Consider the following 15,752-nt stretch of genomic DNA (forward strand, 5'->3'; position numbering starts at 1 on the left):
CTCTTACTCGGCCTCCACGACCGATTCGCGCCCATCCCGGGCGCTCGACATGGGGAGGAGAAGGCGGAAGGTGGTCCGGCGGGGCACGGGATCGCACTCGACGATACCCCCGTGATCGCCGACGATCTTGGCCACCAATGCAAGACCGAGGCCGGAGCCCTGGCTCTTGGTGGTGACGAAGGGATCGAACAGGTCGGGCAGGAGCTCGGCGGTGACGCCCGGGCCATTGTCCCGCACCGCCACCTCGATGGGCAGGCTGACCCGCTCGCGCGAGCCCGGGATCTGCAGCCGCAGGCCCGTGCGGAAGGCGGTCGAGAGGGTGATCTCGCCGTCGACCGTGTCCGCCCCGATCGCCTCCGCGGCGTTCTTCACGAGATTGAGGATCACCTGGATCAGCTGGTCCCGGTTGCCGAGCACGGGTGGCAGGGAAGGATCGTAGTTCTCCACGAAGCGGATGTGACGGGCGAAGCCCGACTGCGCCGAGCGCTTCACCTGATCGAGCACGCCGTGGACGTTGACGGGGCCGCGCTCGACGGGGCGCTCATCGCCGAACAGCTCCATGCGCTCGACGATGCGCACGATCCGGTCGGATTCGTCGCAGATCAGCCGCGTCAGCAACCGGTCCTCCTCGGCCCCCGACTGCTCCAGGAGCTGGGCCGCGCCGCGGATCCCCGCGAGTGGGTTCTTGATCTCGTGCGCCAGCATGGCACCCAGCGCGATCATCGAGCGCGCCGCGCCGCGATGGGTGAGCTGGCGGTTCATCTTGTCGGCGATGGTGCGCTCCTGGAGCATCAGCACCACCGCTTCGCCCTCATCGCCCAGGGGAGTGGCGAACACGTCGACGCTGCGCTCCTGGCCGGAGCGGGGCTGGACCAGCTCGACCCGGTACTCGCTGACGCTGGCGCGCCTGCGCCGCACCTCGGCCACCAGGGCGATGATCGGCGAGGAGAACGGAATGATGTCGCGCAGGCGGCGGCGCTGCATCAGGCGTGCCGAGTGGTCGAAGAAGCTCTCGGCCGCATGGTTGCATTGGAGGATGCGCTCGTCCGACCCGATGGTGAGTACCGGTAGGGGCAGCGCGTTGATCACGGCCTCGGATGTCGGCACACCCTTCCCCCGCACGGTGGGCTCGCGGCCCAGGCTGCCCTCTCCGCTCATGCGGCCTCCCCGATCGATGCCGCGGACCCGTCCGCCGGGCCGCGGGCGGGTTCGAGAAAGGCGCGCGTCAGCAGCGCGAGGGCGAGGACGGGATCGCCGGTGGTGAGAAGCCGCATGCGGTCCGCCGCGCTCAGGGCGCCGGGCCCGGCCTCCTCGACATAGGCCGCCAGGTGCTTGCGGGCGTGCCGCACGCCCATGCGCACGCCGTAGAGATCGAGCAGCCCCTCGTAGTGCTCGGCCGCGGCAGCGGCCTTCTCCGCCGCGCTCAGGACCCGCGGCGGGCGCCCGGCGAGCGTATCGGCGATCTGTCCGACGAGCCAGGGCCGGCCGATTGCCGCGCGGCCGACCATCACGCCGGCCGCCCCCGAGGCGGCAAGGCAGTCCCGCGCTCCCGTGAGATCGGTCACATCGCCGTTTGCGATCACCGGGATCGCCACGGACGCGACCACGGCCCGGATCGCCGGCCAATCGGCCGTGCCCTTGTAGAATTGCTGCCGGGTGCGGCCATGCACCGTCACGGCCGAGAGCCCGAGGGCCTCCGCCCGGCGCGCCAGATCCGGGGCATTCAGGGTGGCATGGTCCCAGCCGAGACGCATCTTCAGGGTGACGGGCACCGACACCGCACCGCGCACGGCGGCGAGGATCCGGGTGGCCTGATCGGGATCGCGCATCAGCGCCGAGCCCGCTTCTCCGCCGGTCACCGTCTTGGCCGGGCAGCCCATGTTGATGTCGATCACGTCGGCCCCGGCCGCCTCGCACAGGCGGGCGGCCTCGGCCATGGGCCCGGGGGCGCAGCCCGCGAGCTGTACAATGTGCGGATTCACTCCGTATCCCTCGGCGCGCAGGCGCGCCTCGCTCGCACCGCGGGCGAACTCGGCCGCCGCCACCATTTCGGAGACGACCGCGCTGGCGCCGAGGCGCCGGGCGATTCGGCGCATGTGGAGGTCCGTGACGCCGGAGAGCGGCGCGAGCAGCGCCGGCGGAGCCGCAGCCTCCGCGGTGCCCCCTGCAGCCCCCGAACTCACAACGCTCAAATAATGATCATTCAACATTCTGCACAAGGAATAGACAAAACCGGGACAGACGCAAGCGGCTCGGGCGATTTGATTTCGCGTCGTGCCCCGCTTAAACGACGGGCGATCCCGGACGGATCGGGGCGGCGTGCCGCAGCGGTTCGGCCGGATGTCCCCGCCGTCGCATCGATGCCCGGCGTCATAACGGCATCCGCCTCCCCTGTGGGCATTTCAGGAGGCGCACGGGTTCGAGAAGCCTCATGTCCAGCACCGCGTTCAGCGTTGCCGCGGTGGTCGTCGCGGCGGGTCGCGGCATCCGCATCGGCGGCGGCATGCCCAAGCAATATCGCCGCGTCGGCGGTCAGGCCGTCCTCGCGCGCACCCTCGCGGCGCTCGGAGCGCATCGCGACATCGCCCGCATCCAGCCCGTGATCGCCCCCGACGCGGCCGCCTTCTACCGCGAATGCTTGGAGGATCTCGACCCCCATGTGCGGCTGAAGCTCGCCGAGCCGGTCGCGGGCGGTGCGACGCGCCAGCAATCCGTGCGGGCCGGCCTCGAGGCCCTGGAGCGAGCGGGCGCCCCGGATCTCGTCCTCGTCCACGACGCGGCGCGGCCCTTCGTGGATTTCGGCCTGATCGACCGCGCCATCGCGGCCGGGCGCGAATACCGGGCGGCCGTGCCGGGCATCGCGGTCAGCGACACGATCAAGATCGTGGAGGAGGCCGCGCCCGGCATCGGCCGCGTGCGCGAGACCCCGGCCCGCGAAGCCCTGCGCGCCGTCCAGACACCGCAATCCTTCGCCTTTCCGGCCCTGCTGGAGGCGCATCGCGCCGCGGCGGATGCCGAGCTTCACGGCTTCACCGATGATGGCGCCCTCGCCGAATGGGCCGGCCTGCCCGTGGTGACCTTCGAGGGCGACCTGCGCAACCGCAAGATCACCCAGCCCGCCGACCTCATGGAGGCCGACCGCGCCTTCGCGGGGGCCGCTCCCAGGAACGCCGCCATGACCCAATACGTGACCCGCCTCGGCACAGGCTTCGACGTGCACGCCTTCACGGAGGGCGACCATGTCTGGCTCGGCGGCGTCCGCATCCCGGCCGACCGGGGCGTGCTGGCCCATTCGGACGGCGACGTCGCCTTGCACGCCCTCACGGACGCGCTCCTCGGCGCCATCGCGGACGGCGATATCGGCACCCATTTTCCGCCGAGCGACGCGCGGTGGCGCGGGGCCGCCTCCGACCAGTTCCTGGCCCATGCCGCCTCCCTGGTCCGGGCGCGCGGCGGCCGCATCGACCATCTCGACATCACGGTCCTGGCCGAGGCGCCCCGCATCGGTGCCCATCGCGAGGCGATCCGGGCACGCATCGCCGAGATCGCCGGCGTGCCGCTCTCGTCGGTCTCCATCAAGGCGACGACGACGGAGAAGCTCGGCTTCGTCGGCCGTGCCGAGGGGCTCGCGGCCCAGGCCGCCGCCACGGTGCGGCTGCCCGAGGAAGAGAGCGCCACGCCCCTCGATGCGCAGGCCGAGACGGCCATGCGCCAGGGCTGATCCGGCCTCATGATCACGGATTCCGGCCTCCTCGCCCGCGCCGAGGCCCTGGTCGCGGCCTACGCGGCGGCGGGGCTCAGGATCGCCACGGCCGAGTCCTGCACCGGCGGCCTCGTGGCGAGCCTCATCACGGCGGTGCCGGGCTCGTCCTCGGTTCTGGAGCGCGGCTTCGTCACCTACTCGAACGCGGCGAAGAGCGAGGCCATCGGCGTCCCGGCCGACCTCATCGCGACCCACGGCGCCGTGAGCGAGCCCGTCGCCCGCGCGATGGCGCAGGGGGCGCTCGCGGCCTCGCCCTGCGACGTCGCAATCGCCATCACGGGCATTGCCGGCCCCGGCGGCGGAAGCGCCGAGAAGCCCGTCGGCCTCGTGCATTTCGGCCTCGCGGCGACGGGCGCGCCGACCCGGCACCTCGCACGCCGCTACGGCGACCTCGGCCGGGCCGAGATCCGGACCCGTGCGGTCGCGGATGCGCTCGGGCTCCTCGAGGGCGCGCTCCCGGGCGGCTAGACCTCGGGCGCGGCGATTCGTGCCGGGCGGCGGCGCGTCGGCCCTACGCCTGCACCGAAAGGGGCCGACGCGCCGCCGTGCGGGTGTAGGATGTCGCCCGAACCGCGGGAGGCCGGACCATGGAGAGGCTGTCCGTTCAGGCCTGCATCGTCGGCGGCGGGCCGGCCGGGATGATGGCGGGGCTGCTCCTCGCCCGGGCCGGCCTGAGGATCGCGGTGCTGGAGAAGCACCCGGATTTCCTGCGCGATTTCCGGGGCGACACGATCCATCCGTCGACCCTCGACGTGATGGGCGAACTCGGCCTGCGCCGCGCTTTCCTGGCCCTGCCCCACCGCAAGGTCGCGACCCTGACCGCGTTCGTCGGCGCGCAGGGGTTCCGGGTCGCGGATTTCCGCCACCTGCGAAGCCCGAACCGCTTCATCGCCCTGATGCCGCAATGGGATTTCCTGGATTTTCTCGCCGACCGGGGGCGTCGCTATCCGGGCTTCCGCCTGCTCATGGAAACGGAGGCGACCGAGCTGACCGAGGCGGCGCCGCGGATCACCGGGGTCCGGGCACGCACGCCGCGCGGGATCCTCGAGATCAGCGCCGACCTCGTCATCGGTGCGGACGGGCGTCATTCCGTGGTGCGGGAGCGTGCCGGCTTCGCGCGCGAGACCTACGGGGCACCCATGGACGTGCTCTGGTTCCGCCTGTCCCGCCATCCGGGCGACCTGGACGCCACCGGGGGCCGCTTCGGGCGAGGCCATATCCTCGTCACCCTCGATCGCGGCGATTATTGGCAATGCGCCTTCGTGGTGCCGAAGGACGGGGACGCGGCTCTGCGCGCCCGCGGCCTGCCGGCCTTCCGGGCGGCGGTCGCGGAACTCGCGCCCTTCCTGCGCGACCGGGTGGCCGAGATCGCGGACTGGGAGGCGGTGAAGCTCCTCACCGTGCGGGTCGACCGGCTGAAGCGCTGGCACGCGCCGGGCCTGCTCTGCATCGGCGACGCCGCCCACGCCATGTCGCCGCTCGGCGGCGTCGGCATCAACCTCGCGATCCAGGATGCGGTGGCCACCGCAAACCTCCTGGCACTCCCCCTGCGGGAGGGCCGCCTCGTGGAGGCCGACCTCGCCCGGCTTCAGGCCCGGCGCCTCCCGCCGACCCGCCGGACGCAGGGGCTGCAGCGCCTCCTGCAGAACCGGGTCATCGCCCGCGTCCTCGATCCCAGCGCGACGGCGCCCCTGAAACCGCCGCTCGCCCTGCGCCTGCTCGATCGCTTCCCCCGCCTCCAGCGCCTGCCGGCCCGGCTCGTCGGCCTCGGCTTCCGGCCCGAGCACGTGCGGGTGGCCGAAGCCCCTCAGGCGACGCCGTAGACCCGGTCGGCGCGGCTCTCGAACGCGTCCGTGAACTTGCGGAAGGCGCGGTCGAACATCTTGCCCATCAGGAGACCGAGGGCGAAGCTCTTGAACTCGTAGGTGATGAAGAACTCGACGCTGCAGCCGCCATTCGGGCCCGGCTTGAAGGCCCAGCGGTTCTCGAGGTGGCGGAAGGGCCCGTCGATATACTCGGCGGTGATGCGCAGGCCCGGCCGGTCGAGGCTGACGCGGGTGGTGAAGCGTTCGCGGATCGCCTTGTAGCCGACGCCCATCTCGGCGACGAGGACCTGCGTGTTCTCCCCCGGACCCTCCTGCCGACGCAGCACGCGGAGCGATTCGCAGAGCGGCAGGAATTCGGGATATCGCTCCACGTCGGCCACGAGGTCGTACATCTGCTCGGGGCTGTGACGCACCGCGCGGGTGATCCGGAATGAGGGCATCGGCGCTTCGGTCTCAGGCGTGAGCGGGGTCGAGGCGGGCGAGGCGCGCCGCCTTCAGCCGGGCGAAATCCTCACCCGCATGGTGCGAGGAGCGGGTGAGCGGCGTGGCCGAGACGAGGAGGAACCCCTTCGCGTAGGCGGTGGTCTCGTAGCCCTTGAACTCGTCGGGGGGGATGAAGCGCACCACCTCGTGGTGCTTCTTCGTCGGCTGCAGGTACTGGCCGATGGTGAGGAAGTCGACATCGGCCGAGCGCAGGTCGTCCATGAGCTGCACCACCGCGTTCCGCTCCTCGCCGAGCCCCACCATGATGCCGGATTTGGTGAAGATCGTCGGGTCGAGCTCCTTGACCCGCTGGAGCAGGCGCACCGAGTGGAAGTAGCGGGCGCCCGGGCGCACCGTGAGGTAGTTGCCCGCCACCGTCTCGAGATTGTGGTTGAAGACGTCGGGCTTGGCCGCGACCACGACCTCGAGGGCCCCCTCCTTGCGCAGGAAGTCCGGGGTCAGGATCTCCACCGTGGTGCCGGGGCTCGCCCGCCGGATCGCCGCGATGGTGCGGGCGAAATGCCGCGCGCCGCCATCCGCGAGATCGTCCCGGTCGACAGAGGTGATGACCACGTGGTGCAGGCCGAGCTTGGCCACCGAGTCGGCGATCTTCTCGGGCTCGTCCGCATCGAGGGCCAGCGGCAGGCCGGTGCGCACATTGCAGAACGCGCAGGCCCGCGTGCAGGTGTCGCCCATGATCATGAAGGTGGCGTGCCGCTTCTCCCAGCACTCGCCGATATTGGGGCAGCCCGCCTCCTCGCAGACCGTGACCAGGCCGTGCTCGCGCACGATCGCGCGGGTCTCGGCCCAGGCCGGCGAGCCCGGCGCCTTGACGCGGATCCAGTCCGGCTTCTTCGCCTGGACCGGCTGATCCGGCCGGTGCGCCTTCTCGGGATGCCGCTGGCGGACCGGGAGCGCCGTTCGGGGATCGTTCTTCAGGATGTCGAGGACGACGGCCATGCCACACCGCGGAAAAAGTGCCCGCGCGGGGCGGACCACATCAGGAGCCTGACTTAAGCCCTCCGCCCGCCCGCCGCAAACCGGCGTGACGGCGCGTCGCGACACAGAGCCGGCCCCGCGTCACCCGGCACGGGTGCCGGCCGCGGAGAGATCCGGTCAGTAGCGCATGCTGCGCCCCCGGATCGCCCGATAGACCGTGATGATGATCACGGCCCCGACCGTTGCCGAGACGAGGTTGCGCCAGAAGCCGAAGACCGGGATGTCGAGCTTGGCGGCCAGGAAATTGCCGAGCAGGCCGCCGAGGATGCCCATCACGATGTTGGAGAAGAGCCCCATATCCGAGGAGGTGAACTTCTCCGCGAGCCAGCCCGCCAGCGCCCCGATGACGATCGCCATGAGCAGGCCGACACCGGGCTGCCCGAGCGCACCGTAGACCTGACCGTCCATGCCCTGCTCCTTGCCACGCGGTCCCTGTGCCCGCGACAGCGGGAGGATGGTCCGAAGCCGCGCCGCGAGTCCAGACCCGCCCCGCGCGCCGCCACTCGGCCGCCCCAGCCCCCTTCTGAAAATTGCCCATGAAATAGGCAGAAAAGACGGAACTCTGCGCAAGCCGCTGCCGTTACAGGCGGCAATCGGGCGCCGGAAGTCCGGCGCTTCCCGACTTTTCAGAGAGACTGCCCGTGACCATCCGTTCGCTCCTCGCCGTCGCGCTCCTCGCCGGAATCCCCGGCCTCGCCCAGGCCCAGGAAGGCGCCAAGCCCGCCGCGACGCCCCCCGCCGCGCCCTCCGCGACCGCATCCCCGACCCCGAACTCCTCGTCGGCCGCCGCGGTGAGCGAGAGCGGCATGAAGATGGCCGACTCGGCCACCGCCAAGGTCCAGTTCATCACGACCCAGCCCGCCGACACGCTGACCTCGAAGCTGATCGGCCTCAACGTGGCGAACAACAACAACGAGACGGTGGGCGAGATCGAGGATTTCGTGATCCTCGACGGGAAGACCATCCACGCCGTGATCATCGGCGTCGGCGGCTTCCTGGGCATCGGCGAGCGCTACGTCGCCGTCAGCCCCGCGAGCATCACGCTCTCGAAGAAGGACGACAAGCTGCGCGCCCTCGTCAACACCTCGAAGGACGAGCTGAAGAACGCGCCGGCCTTCGAGTACGCGAAGAAGAAGTCCTGATCCGCCGGGCGCCCGCGCGGCGCCCGACCGGCACGGCTCGGCAGCCCGTGCGCGCAGGTCCCCTGCCCGCACGGGCGTTCCCATCGGCCGGCCAACCTTCAGGCCCCCAGCGAAGGGTGGCTCCTGCCAGCCGGGCTAGGGCGGGGCGCTGCCGCTTCAAGAATGTTCTTTACGGCCACGCTTGGTTAATCGTGACGCCCGGTGATTTGCCGGGAGGCGGTTTGCCAAGGGAGCGAGAATGGTCACGGCGTTGCGGAGGGCGGTTCGACTGCGGCAGGTGATGCGGGGCCGGGACCTGCGCATCGGCACGAGCGGCTGCGCCCGCGCGCCGATCGCGGACCATGCCGGGCCGAGCCAGGGGCCGGGGCGCGGCCTCACGGCGCGCGAACTGATCCGGATGGCCCAGGCGGCCCGGCGCCACAGCCAGCGCCAGGCGGCCGATCCCGGGCAGGACGGCCTTGCCGCCGAGTGAGGACGCGGGCACGACGCCAGGGCCGCCCCGGCGACCGGGACGGCCCGGCAGCCTTCAGCCGCCGCGGTTGGGGGAGCCCAGGGCAGCGACCTGACAGATGTTGCGGGCGGGCTCGCTGAGGATCGTCTGAGCGGCCGTGACCTCGGGCGCGGCCGGGGCCGCCGCGGCGACGCTCACGGCCGCCGGAGCCGGCGCCTCCGCCGGCACCGGAGCGGCGTCGCGCCCGCGCTTCTCGTAGAAGGCATTGCCGCCCGCGAGCGCCACGTAGTGCATGTTGCCGTAGGGATAGCGGCGGCCGGCGGTGTGGAAGTACATCGCGCTGCCGACCTTCGGATGGCGCTCGCCCGCGATGACCGCATCGGCAACCTGCTCGACCCGGGGCAGGTCCTGCGCGCGCATCGGCTTCGTCAGCACGCCGGCGGCGAACTGACGAGGCTGCCCGACCACCTCGCAGATCCGGCCCGGATAGGCCGCCGCCTCCAGGCGGTTCATCACGACGGTGCCCACCGCCAGCAGGCCCTCCTCGTCCGAACGCTTCGACTCGAAGTACATGGCGCGGGCGAGGCATTCCCGATCGGCGGGCGTGGCGGAGGCGAGGGGCTTGCCGCGCGCAATCGATCCGGTCGTCAGATCAGTATTCGAATGGAGGCCGCAGGCGCCCAGGCTCGGCAGAGCCATGATCAGGCTCAGAACAGCGATCGAGTTGGTGCCCGTAATGCCCCGCATGCAGCCCCGCTCATTCCCGCGCTTCGCGTCGTTGGAGCCCTTGATGCCTCAAGCCAAGCTTGATGGCAAATTGGCTATAGCCTGACAGCCGCAGACAAGACTGGCGCAGCGGCGCTGGCGCCATCGTGAACGCGCGCCTCTCGACGGGCCTAAGCACCTGAGGCCGCGGCCCTTCTCCGGATCGGCAGCGCCGTCCCGGCGCCGAGGTGTTGCCGTCCTGTTCGTCAGGGTCTCACCGGGATGATACCTACCCGCCCGGTCCCATCTAGCATCGGCGGGCTTCACGAATCGCGAGGGCTTGCGCGTGCGTCCCAGGGCCATTCCGGTCGCGGTCCTCCTGGCATCCGCGCCGCTCGCCGGGCCCGCCTCCGCGGCCGAGACGGCGAGCGTTCGCCGCATCACCGCGGACGCCACGACGGTGCTCAAGGATGGCGGCCCGGAAGCGTTCGATGCGGTCGAGGGCAAGGCCGTCTCGATCATCCTCGATGCCAGGGGCGGGAGCCTCGTCCGGATCAACGATCCGAACAATGCGGTCGCGCGCTTCACCGGCCGGCACGACGATCGCCGCTCGGGCATCGTCGCCTGCACCCGCCCCGACGGGAGCCTGCGCCTCAATCGACGCACCGGCGTCATGCTGAGGAGCGTGACCACCCCGGGGGCGTCGACTTCGTGCTCTCCCGCGTCCTGATCTGCGCCAAGCCGAATTCCCCTGAACGCGGCGCCCGCGGGCGGCTGAGGCGCCGCGTTCAGGGGATCGCCGTCGGCGCCCCCCCGGCCTTTCCAGCCTCGCGTCCGGCGCCGCCCGGCTCACCCTGTCGCCGCAGGATCTCCTCGGCCGCCGTCAGGAAGGCGCGCGTCGGCACGGCGAAGGACGGACCGGGCGGCGCACCGGGCCGCGGTCCGGCGACGAGGACGCCGATGACCTTCGGGCTGCCCCCCTCGACCTGGAGCAGCGCCGAGCCGGACTCGCCCGGGATGGCGCGGCAATCGTGGACCAGGAGAGGGGCCGGCTCCTGGGCGAGGCGCGCGGCGCACTTGTCCTGCGCGCTCATGCTCTGGGACATGGTCCGGCGGTAGCCCGCACGCTGAATGTCGAGCCGCAGCTTGCGCGGGTCGTCGGGGGCGGCGAGGTGCTCGAGCGCGAGGGGCTTGATGGAGATCGGGCTCGCGAGCTCGATCAGGGCCCAATCGCCCGACATGTTCGGACGGTTGGTGCCGTAGGCGTAGGCGTAGTCTGCGGGCTTGCGGACGGCACTGCCGATGGCGTGGGCGAGATACGCTCCCTGCGCGTAGCCGGCCACGAAATGGACCGAGGCCGGCTCGACCCAGCGCCCGCGGGCCTTGTCCCAGAGGCAATGCGCGGCCGTCAGCACGAGGCGTGGCCCGATGAGGGTCGCGGTGCAGAACTGGCGGCTGCCGGGACCCGTGACCACGTTGAGCTTGCCGATGGCCGTGAACGGCCATTCGGCCGGGTCGAAGGCCATCTCCTCCGCCCGCAGCGGCGCGGCTCCGGGCACGGCGAGCGCCAGGATCGTGGAGAGCAGGCGCCCCGCAGCCCTCCGGCGGATCCGGATTCCGGCCCCCTCGCCCCCTCGCCTCATGGCCGTCTCCCTGAACGTTGCCGGACCATGTGCTGCGGACGGGACCCGATGCAAGGCTCGGCGCGGCCCGTGGGTGCGTTTGATCGCCCGCCGCGCCGGGCTCCCGGACGTCGCCGCCAGCGCATGTCAGGCATCCTCAGCGCCGGCCGAGAACCGGTTGCGGTAATCCTGCGGATTGACCCCGAGATGGCGCAGGAAGGTGCGCCGCAGCGTTTCCTCTGAACCGAGCCCGCAGCGGATCGCGACCCGCTTCACCGGCAGCCCCGTCTCGCAGAGGATGCGCCGGGCCGCCTCGAGCCGCAGGCGCTCGACGGCCTCCCCGGGCGTCAATCCGGTCGCCATCCGGTAATGCCGGGCGAAGCTGCGCAGGCTCATGCCGGCCTCCCGGGCGAGGGCGGGCACGGAGAGATCCTCGGTCAGATGCTCGGCGATCCAGGCATGAAGCCGGCCGAAGCGATCCTCGGCGCGGTGCTCCAGCCCCTGCAGGGCCAGGGCCGCCGAGAATTGTGCCTGCCCGCCGGGTCGCTTCAGGAACACCACGAGGTGCCGCGCCACGGCGAGCGCGGCGGGGCGCCCGAGATCCGCCTCGACCAGGGCGAGCGCCAGATCGATGCCCGCGGTCACGCCGGCCGACGTCCAGATGGGTCCGTCCCGCAGGAAGATCGGGTCGGGCTCGACCCGAACCGCGGGGTAGCGCTCGGCCAGAGCCGCGCAGCGGGTCCAGTGCGTCACAGCCCGCCGCCCGTCGAGGAGGCCGGCCTCCGCCAGCAGGAAGGCGCCGGTGCAGACCGAGACGACGCGCCGGGCCGCGCCCGCGCGCCCGCGCACCCAACCGCACAGGCTCGCCTCGCCGCAGGCCGCGGAGACGCCGGAGCCACCGGGGACCAGCAGGGTATCGAGGGGTGCTTCCGCCGGCGGCAGCGGTGCGGCCACGAGGCCCAGTCCGGCCGAGGCCGTGATGCTCCCGCCACCCGAGGCGACGACCTGCGGGGCGTAGGGCCTCATCGGCTCCGCGAGGCCCGAGAGGTCGTTGGCGGTCGCGAAGACCTGCAAAGGCCCCGTGACATCGAGGAGTTGCACGCCCGGAAAGATCAGGATCTCGATCCGGCGAGGCGCATTTGGCAGAAAGCGAGGGGTTGCTGGCATGTCGGCCGAATCCTGCACGGGTAGAGTGCCGTTGTCGATGTGCACGGCAGACGCGAGGCAATTCCTCATGACCCTCGAGATCGGCTTCCTCCTCTTCCCCGACGTCCAGCAACTCGACCTGACGGGCCCCTACGAGGTGTTCGCGTCGCTCCCGGGCACCCGCCTGCACCTCGTGACCGAGAGCCTCCTCGCCCCCGTGCGCGCCTCGACCGGCCTTCTCCTGACGCCAACGATCACCTACGGGGATTGCCCGGCGCTCGACGTGATCTGCGTGCCCGGCGGCGTCGGGGTGAACGCGCTTCTGACCGATGCCCCCGCCCTCACCTTCCTGCGCGATCAGGCCGCGGGCGCGCGCTTCGTCACCTCGGTCTGCACGGGGGCCCTGGTGCTCGGGGCGGCCGGGCTTCTGCGGGGGCGCCGCGCCACCACGCATTGGGCGGCCCACGACCTGCTGGCCGCCTTCGGGGCGATCCCCGTGGCGGAACGCGTGGTCCGGGACGGCAATCTCGTCACCGGCGGCGGGGTGACGGCGGGAATCGATTTCGCCCTGACCCTGGCCGCGGAACTCGTCGGGCCGGTCGAGGCCCAGACGGTCGGGCTGACCCTCGAATACGCGCCGGCTCCCCCCTTCGGCTCGGGCCGGCCGGAGCAGGCTTCCGCCGCGGTGCTCGCGGCGGCCCGCGCGCGACTCGCCCCGAGCCGCCGGGCGCGCGAGGCGATCCTGGCCGAGATCGCCGGGTGAGGCCTCACGCGAGGGATGCGGAGGAGCGCTACCCGGCCCGCGGCGCGGTGGCGGCGCGCGACCGCCGCCAGGGCTTGCTCAGGAGCACGTAGGCGAGCACCACCCCGGCCGCGTACCAGCCATGCAGGCTGTGATAGCCCGTCTCCGGCGTCCAGGCGAAGCCGCCGAGCACCGTGAAGGCGAACACCGCCAGACCGGTGCGCAGGGCGAGGGCGACGGGCTCATGCAGGATGGGATCGCCCGCGTAGAGGGCCAAGCCGAGGCCCGTCGCGGCGAACAGGACGCCCCCGAGCGGCAGGCCCAGGAACAGCGAGACCACGAGCCTCAGGAACACGGAGGCCCAATCGTTCGGAACGGGCTCGGCCAAGCGTCGGTCTTCCGGCGAGTGAGAACGTCGATCCGGACGATCTAAGCGCCCCCGCACGGCCTGTCACATGGGAACGGCGAAAAAGATGCTCGCGCTTCGAGGCCCACGGCCGGGCCCAAGATCCGGCGTGCCGAAACCGGGCGTCCCCGACCGGCCCTGATCAGGCCGCGGCCTGCGCCTCGGCATGCCAGGCCGCCGAGAGCCCGAGTGCCGCGGTCAGGACGACGCGGTCGGCGCTGTCGCGCACGACGACGCGGAGCTTCTGATCGAGGTAGCGCTGAGGCTGATCGGCCGCGATCTCGCACAGGGCCCGCAACGCCTCGCCGGAGATTGCCGCCCGATCCGCGCACTCGACGCCCTCGGAATCGCAGACCGTCAGTCGGGGGTCATGAACATCGAAGAAGTATCGCGCCATCGCGTAATATCCTGAGGCCAATCATAGTGGAGACAGACAACAGCTGCGATCGCCCCAGCATCAAGCAGCTAGACGGCTAGGTAGTCAGGCAGGAAACATAAATCAACAACTATGCCGCGTACGGGAAGGTACCGATCCAGCTAGCCAAAAATGTTGGAATTTTGCTGCAACACATTCTTCCAGCGGGATTATGGATGGGCCGCAACCGTTTAGCGTGAGCACTTCCGTGCCGCGGGCGGCCGCGCCCGGCCCCGGCTTGTACTAAAGTACAAAATTCCACCGGTTCGGACCGCGATCCACCCCGGCACCATCGGGCGACGGAGCCGTCGGCCCCTCATTTCGAGGGCGGTTTGGCCGCACCGAAGCCCTGGCGGAACAAATTCATGAAGAGTTCCGACGCCTGCTCGGCGCTCTGAGGCGTGAACGAGAGCCAGCTCTTCATCAGGGTCTCTGGCGAGAACCGGTCCATCTCGGCCAGCATGCGCCGCTCGACTTCCGCCATCACGGCGCTCTGCATCGGCTGCACGTCCGGCAGCCCGAAGAACTGGCGCGCCTCGACCGGCGTACAATCGATCTCAACCGTGACCTTCATGGCTCGTAGCCTCCTCGGCCCGCGATGGCCCCGCGAGCGCCCGCCGCCCGGGGCCGGAGCCGTTTTTTTCGCAACGCATCCGTGCTGGCGAACGCTCGGGCGGCCGTCAAGGCTCGCGGCAAGGGCGGCCGTCAAGGCTCGCGGCAAGGGCGGCCGTCAAGGCTCGCGGCAAGGGCGGGCGGCTCCCCGATGGCGCGCGGGTGCCGCCGGAGCGCCCCCGCCCCGGCGGGGAGCGCCCTACCCCTTCCAGTTCTTCAGGGCCGCGAAGGGGCTCGTGGCCGGATCGGGCGGCGGCGGGTTCAGGATCGGCTCGACCTGCGCGACCGCGTCGGCGAGGGAGAAGGCCGAGCCGCCGGTAAGCTTTCCGCCCGCGGCGTCCTTGTGGCCGCCGCCACGGAACCGGCGCGCGCCCTCCAGCGCCGTCTCGTCGTTCGAGCGGAAGGAGAGCGTGCCGACGCGCTGCACGTTGACGACGCGGCGCGCCCGGCCGCTCACCATGATCAGGTCCGAGACCCGTTGGAAGGTGCCGGAATCGAGGCCGAAGGACAGGAGCGTTCCGTCCGAGAGCCGGTGGAACAGCGCGTCCGAGCGGGCGAGCGCCCGCGCGATCCGCATGCGGGTCGTCAGGGCCGGATCGTCCGCGGGATCGTCCGCCATGAAAGTGTCGACGATGCCGACCCGGATGGCGCCGACCTGAGCCTCGACGCGGGCAGGGGTCGCCCCCTCGCGCAGGAGCCCCGCGACGGCCCGCAGCAGCATCCCGACGAAGCGGTCGTGCCAGGGATGGCCCACGGGAACGAGGGTGCCGACATTGTCCCAGAACACCTCGTCGAGGGCGAGGCCCCCCGCGAAGGCGGGCCGCTCCTTCTTCCAGAGGTCGAGGGCGTCGACCGCCGCGACGAGGGCCTGCAGCTCGGCGTCGGCCTCGGCCGGGACGGGGCGGGTCGCGTAGAGGTTCCGGTGCTCGTAGGCCATGCGGGTGGCGCAGCGGCCCTCGTCGATCAGGATCGCGATGTTCGGATCCCCGAGTTCGAAGCGCCTGAGGGTCGGAATCTCGGGATCGGCGACGGGCTCAAGGCCCTGGTCGCGCAGCTGGTCGATCGAGGAGGCGTGGTGGTCGAGGACGACGAGGCGGTGGCGCGCGTCCTCCTGGCGGCGGCGGTTCAGGGCCGCGAAGCTGCGGATGAACTTCACCGCGACGGCCTCGAGGCCGAGATCGGTCATGATCAGGAGCTCGGGCGCGGGCGCCTTGTCGAGGCGCTTCAGCTCGGCTTCGACGACGGGGCCGACGTCGGAGTAGCGGGGGATGTGCACGATCCGCGCGACGTCGAGGACGGCGCCGACGAGGGTCGAGGCGCCGTAGCCGTCGAGGTCGTGGTGGGTGAGCTGGGTGACGTTCAAGGGGCGAATCCCGTCCTCGGAGCGCTGGCGCGAGACGGTCTTATGGGGCAGGCGGGCGGGCGGGGCGAGCCCCCGGC

At 71.6% G+C, this 15,752-nt stretch carries 19 protein-coding genes; 7 read left to right on the forward strand and 12 right to left on the reverse strand.

The features are described from left to right. Positions 1-3: 3 nt before the first annotated feature. Both F6X51_RS12415 and dusB read right to left on the reverse strand, forming a co-directional pair. Positions 4-1,158 carry a two-component system sensor histidine kinase NtrB gene (locus F6X51_RS12415; RefSeq protein ID WP_150963983.1) on the reverse strand — a complete coding sequence of 385 codons (1,155 nt, stop codon included), beginning with the start codon at positions 1,156-1,158 and terminating at the stop codon, positions 4-6. Next, positions 1,155-2,210 carry a tRNA dihydrouridine synthase DusB gene (dusB, locus tag F6X51_RS12420; protein ID WP_150963984.1) on the reverse strand — a complete coding sequence of 352 codons (1,056 nt, stop codon included), beginning with the start codon at positions 2,208-2,210 and terminating at the stop codon, positions 1,155-1,157. Before dusB ends, F6X51_RS12415 begins: the two co-directional genes overlap by 4 nt. Before the next feature lie 221 nt (positions 2,211-2,431). Here dusB and F6X51_RS12425 point away from each other — a divergent pair, with 221 nt between their 5' ends. From F6X51_RS12425 to F6X51_RS12435, 3 genes are all read left to right on the forward strand, one after another. Next, complete coding sequence (locus tag F6X51_RS12425; RefSeq protein WP_150963985.1) at positions 2,432-3,721, forward strand: bifunctional 2-C-methyl-D-erythritol 4-phosphate cytidylyltransferase/2-C-methyl-D-erythritol 2,4-cyclodiphosphate synthase; 1,290 nt, start codon at positions 2,432-2,434, stop codon at positions 3,719-3,721. 9 nt (positions 3,722-3,730) lie between these two features. Continuing rightward, on the forward strand, positions 3,731-4,231 hold the full coding sequence (locus F6X51_RS12430; protein ID WP_150963986.1) for a CinA family protein: 501 nt from the start codon (positions 3,731-3,733) through the stop codon (positions 4,229-4,231). 119 nt (positions 4,232-4,350) lie between these two features. Next, positions 4,351-5,586, forward strand: a complete 1,236-nt coding sequence (locus F6X51_RS12435; RefSeq protein WP_150963987.1) for an FAD-dependent oxidoreductase — start codon at positions 4,351-4,353, stop codon at positions 5,584-5,586. On the opposite strand, the gene F6X51_RS12440 is transcribed toward F6X51_RS12435, so the two are convergent. The 3 genes from F6X51_RS12440 to F6X51_RS12450 form a co-directional block, all read right to left on the reverse strand. Next, entirely contained in the window at positions 5,571-6,029 is a 459-nt protein-coding gene (locus F6X51_RS12440) for a type II toxin-antitoxin system RatA family toxin (protein WP_150963988.1), read from the reverse strand. The two genes, F6X51_RS12435 and F6X51_RS12440, sit on opposite strands and share 16 nt — an antisense overlap. A 13-nt stretch (positions 6,030-6,042) precedes the next feature. Beyond that, complete coding sequence (gene lipA / locus F6X51_RS12445; protein WP_150963989.1) at positions 6,043-7,032, reverse strand: lipoyl synthase; 990 nt, start codon at positions 7,030-7,032, stop codon at positions 6,043-6,045. A 156-nt stretch (positions 7,033-7,188) separates the two neighbouring features. Next, positions 7,189-7,479, reverse strand: coding sequence for a GlsB/YeaQ/YmgE family stress response membrane protein (locus F6X51_RS12450; RefSeq protein WP_150963990.1), 291 nt, complete (start codon positions 7,477-7,479; stop codon positions 7,189-7,191). 233 nt (positions 7,480-7,712) lie between these two features. Here F6X51_RS12450 and F6X51_RS12455 point away from each other — a divergent pair, with 233 nt between their 5' ends. Next, positions 7,713-8,213: a PRC-barrel domain-containing protein gene (locus F6X51_RS12455; RefSeq protein WP_246696772.1), complete on the forward strand. Its 501-nt coding sequence runs from the start codon at positions 7,713-7,715 to the stop codon at positions 8,211-8,213. 238 nt (positions 8,214-8,451) lie between these two features. After that, on the forward strand, positions 8,452-8,685 hold the full coding sequence (locus F6X51_RS12460; RefSeq protein ID WP_150963992.1) for a hypothetical protein: 234 nt from the start codon (positions 8,452-8,454) through the stop codon (positions 8,683-8,685). A gap of 54 nt (positions 8,686-8,739) precedes the next feature. Here F6X51_RS12460 and F6X51_RS12465 read toward each other — a convergent pair whose 3' ends face one another. Next, entirely contained in the window at positions 8,740-9,411 is a 672-nt protein-coding gene (locus tag F6X51_RS12465) for a cell wall hydrolase (protein WP_150963993.1), read from the reverse strand. A 304-nt stretch (positions 9,412-9,715) separates the two neighbouring features. On the opposite strand from F6X51_RS12465, the gene F6X51_RS12470 reads away from it, so the two are divergent. Continuing rightward, positions 9,716-10,099 (forward strand): hypothetical protein, encoded by a 384-nt coding sequence (locus F6X51_RS12470; RefSeq protein WP_150963994.1) that lies wholly within the window; start codon positions 9,716-9,718, stop codon positions 10,097-10,099. A 58-nt stretch (positions 10,100-10,157) separates the two neighbouring features. Here the strand turns inward: F6X51_RS12470 and F6X51_RS12475 are convergent, their stop codons facing one another. Further along, positions 10,158-11,012, reverse strand: coding sequence for a trypsin-like serine peptidase (locus tag F6X51_RS12475; protein WP_150963995.1), 855 nt, complete (start codon positions 11,010-11,012; stop codon positions 10,158-10,160). Between the two features lie 126 nt (positions 11,013-11,138). Beyond that, the gene (locus F6X51_RS12480) at positions 11,139-12,158 is read right to left on the reverse strand and encodes a GlxA family transcriptional regulator (RefSeq protein WP_150963996.1); all 1,020 of its coding nucleotides are present in this window, start codon (positions 12,156-12,158) and stop codon (positions 11,139-11,141) included. 67 nt (positions 12,159-12,225) lie between these two features. On the opposite strand from F6X51_RS12480, the gene F6X51_RS12485 reads away from it, so the two are divergent. After that, a complete protein-coding gene (locus tag F6X51_RS12485; protein ID WP_150963997.1) occupies positions 12,226-12,900 on the forward strand; it encodes a DJ-1/PfpI family protein in 675 nt (224 codons plus the stop codon). Between the two features lie 28 nt (positions 12,901-12,928). Here F6X51_RS12485 and F6X51_RS12490 read toward each other — a convergent pair whose 3' ends face one another. The 4 genes from F6X51_RS12490 to F6X51_RS12505 all read right to left on the reverse strand — a co-directional run bounded on the left by F6X51_RS12490 (position 12,929) and on the right by F6X51_RS12505 (position 15,675). Further along, entirely contained in the window at positions 12,929-13,267 is a 339-nt protein-coding gene (locus F6X51_RS12490) for a hypothetical protein (protein WP_150963998.1), read from the reverse strand. 160 nt (positions 13,268-13,427) lie between these two features. Beyond that, entirely contained in the window at positions 13,428-13,682 is a 255-nt protein-coding gene (locus F6X51_RS12495) for a DUF6894 family protein (protein WP_150963999.1), read from the reverse strand. A gap of 334 nt (positions 13,683-14,016) precedes the next feature. Next, a complete protein-coding gene (locus F6X51_RS12500; protein WP_150964000.1) occupies positions 14,017-14,274 on the reverse strand; it encodes a DUF6489 family protein in 258 nt (85 codons plus the stop codon). Between the two features lie 237 nt (positions 14,275-14,511). Beyond that, positions 14,512-15,675 carry a dimethylmenaquinone methyltransferase gene (locus F6X51_RS12505; protein WP_150964001.1) on the reverse strand — a complete coding sequence of 388 codons (1,164 nt, stop codon included), beginning with the start codon at positions 15,673-15,675 and terminating at the stop codon, positions 14,512-14,514. Positions 15,676-15,752 lie beyond the last annotated feature (77 nt).

Origin of the sequence: Methylobacterium planeticum, assembly GCF_008806345.1 — a bacterium.
Lineage (GTDB): Bacteria > Pseudomonadota > Alphaproteobacteria > Rhizobiales > Beijerinckiaceae > Methylobacterium > Methylobacterium planeticum.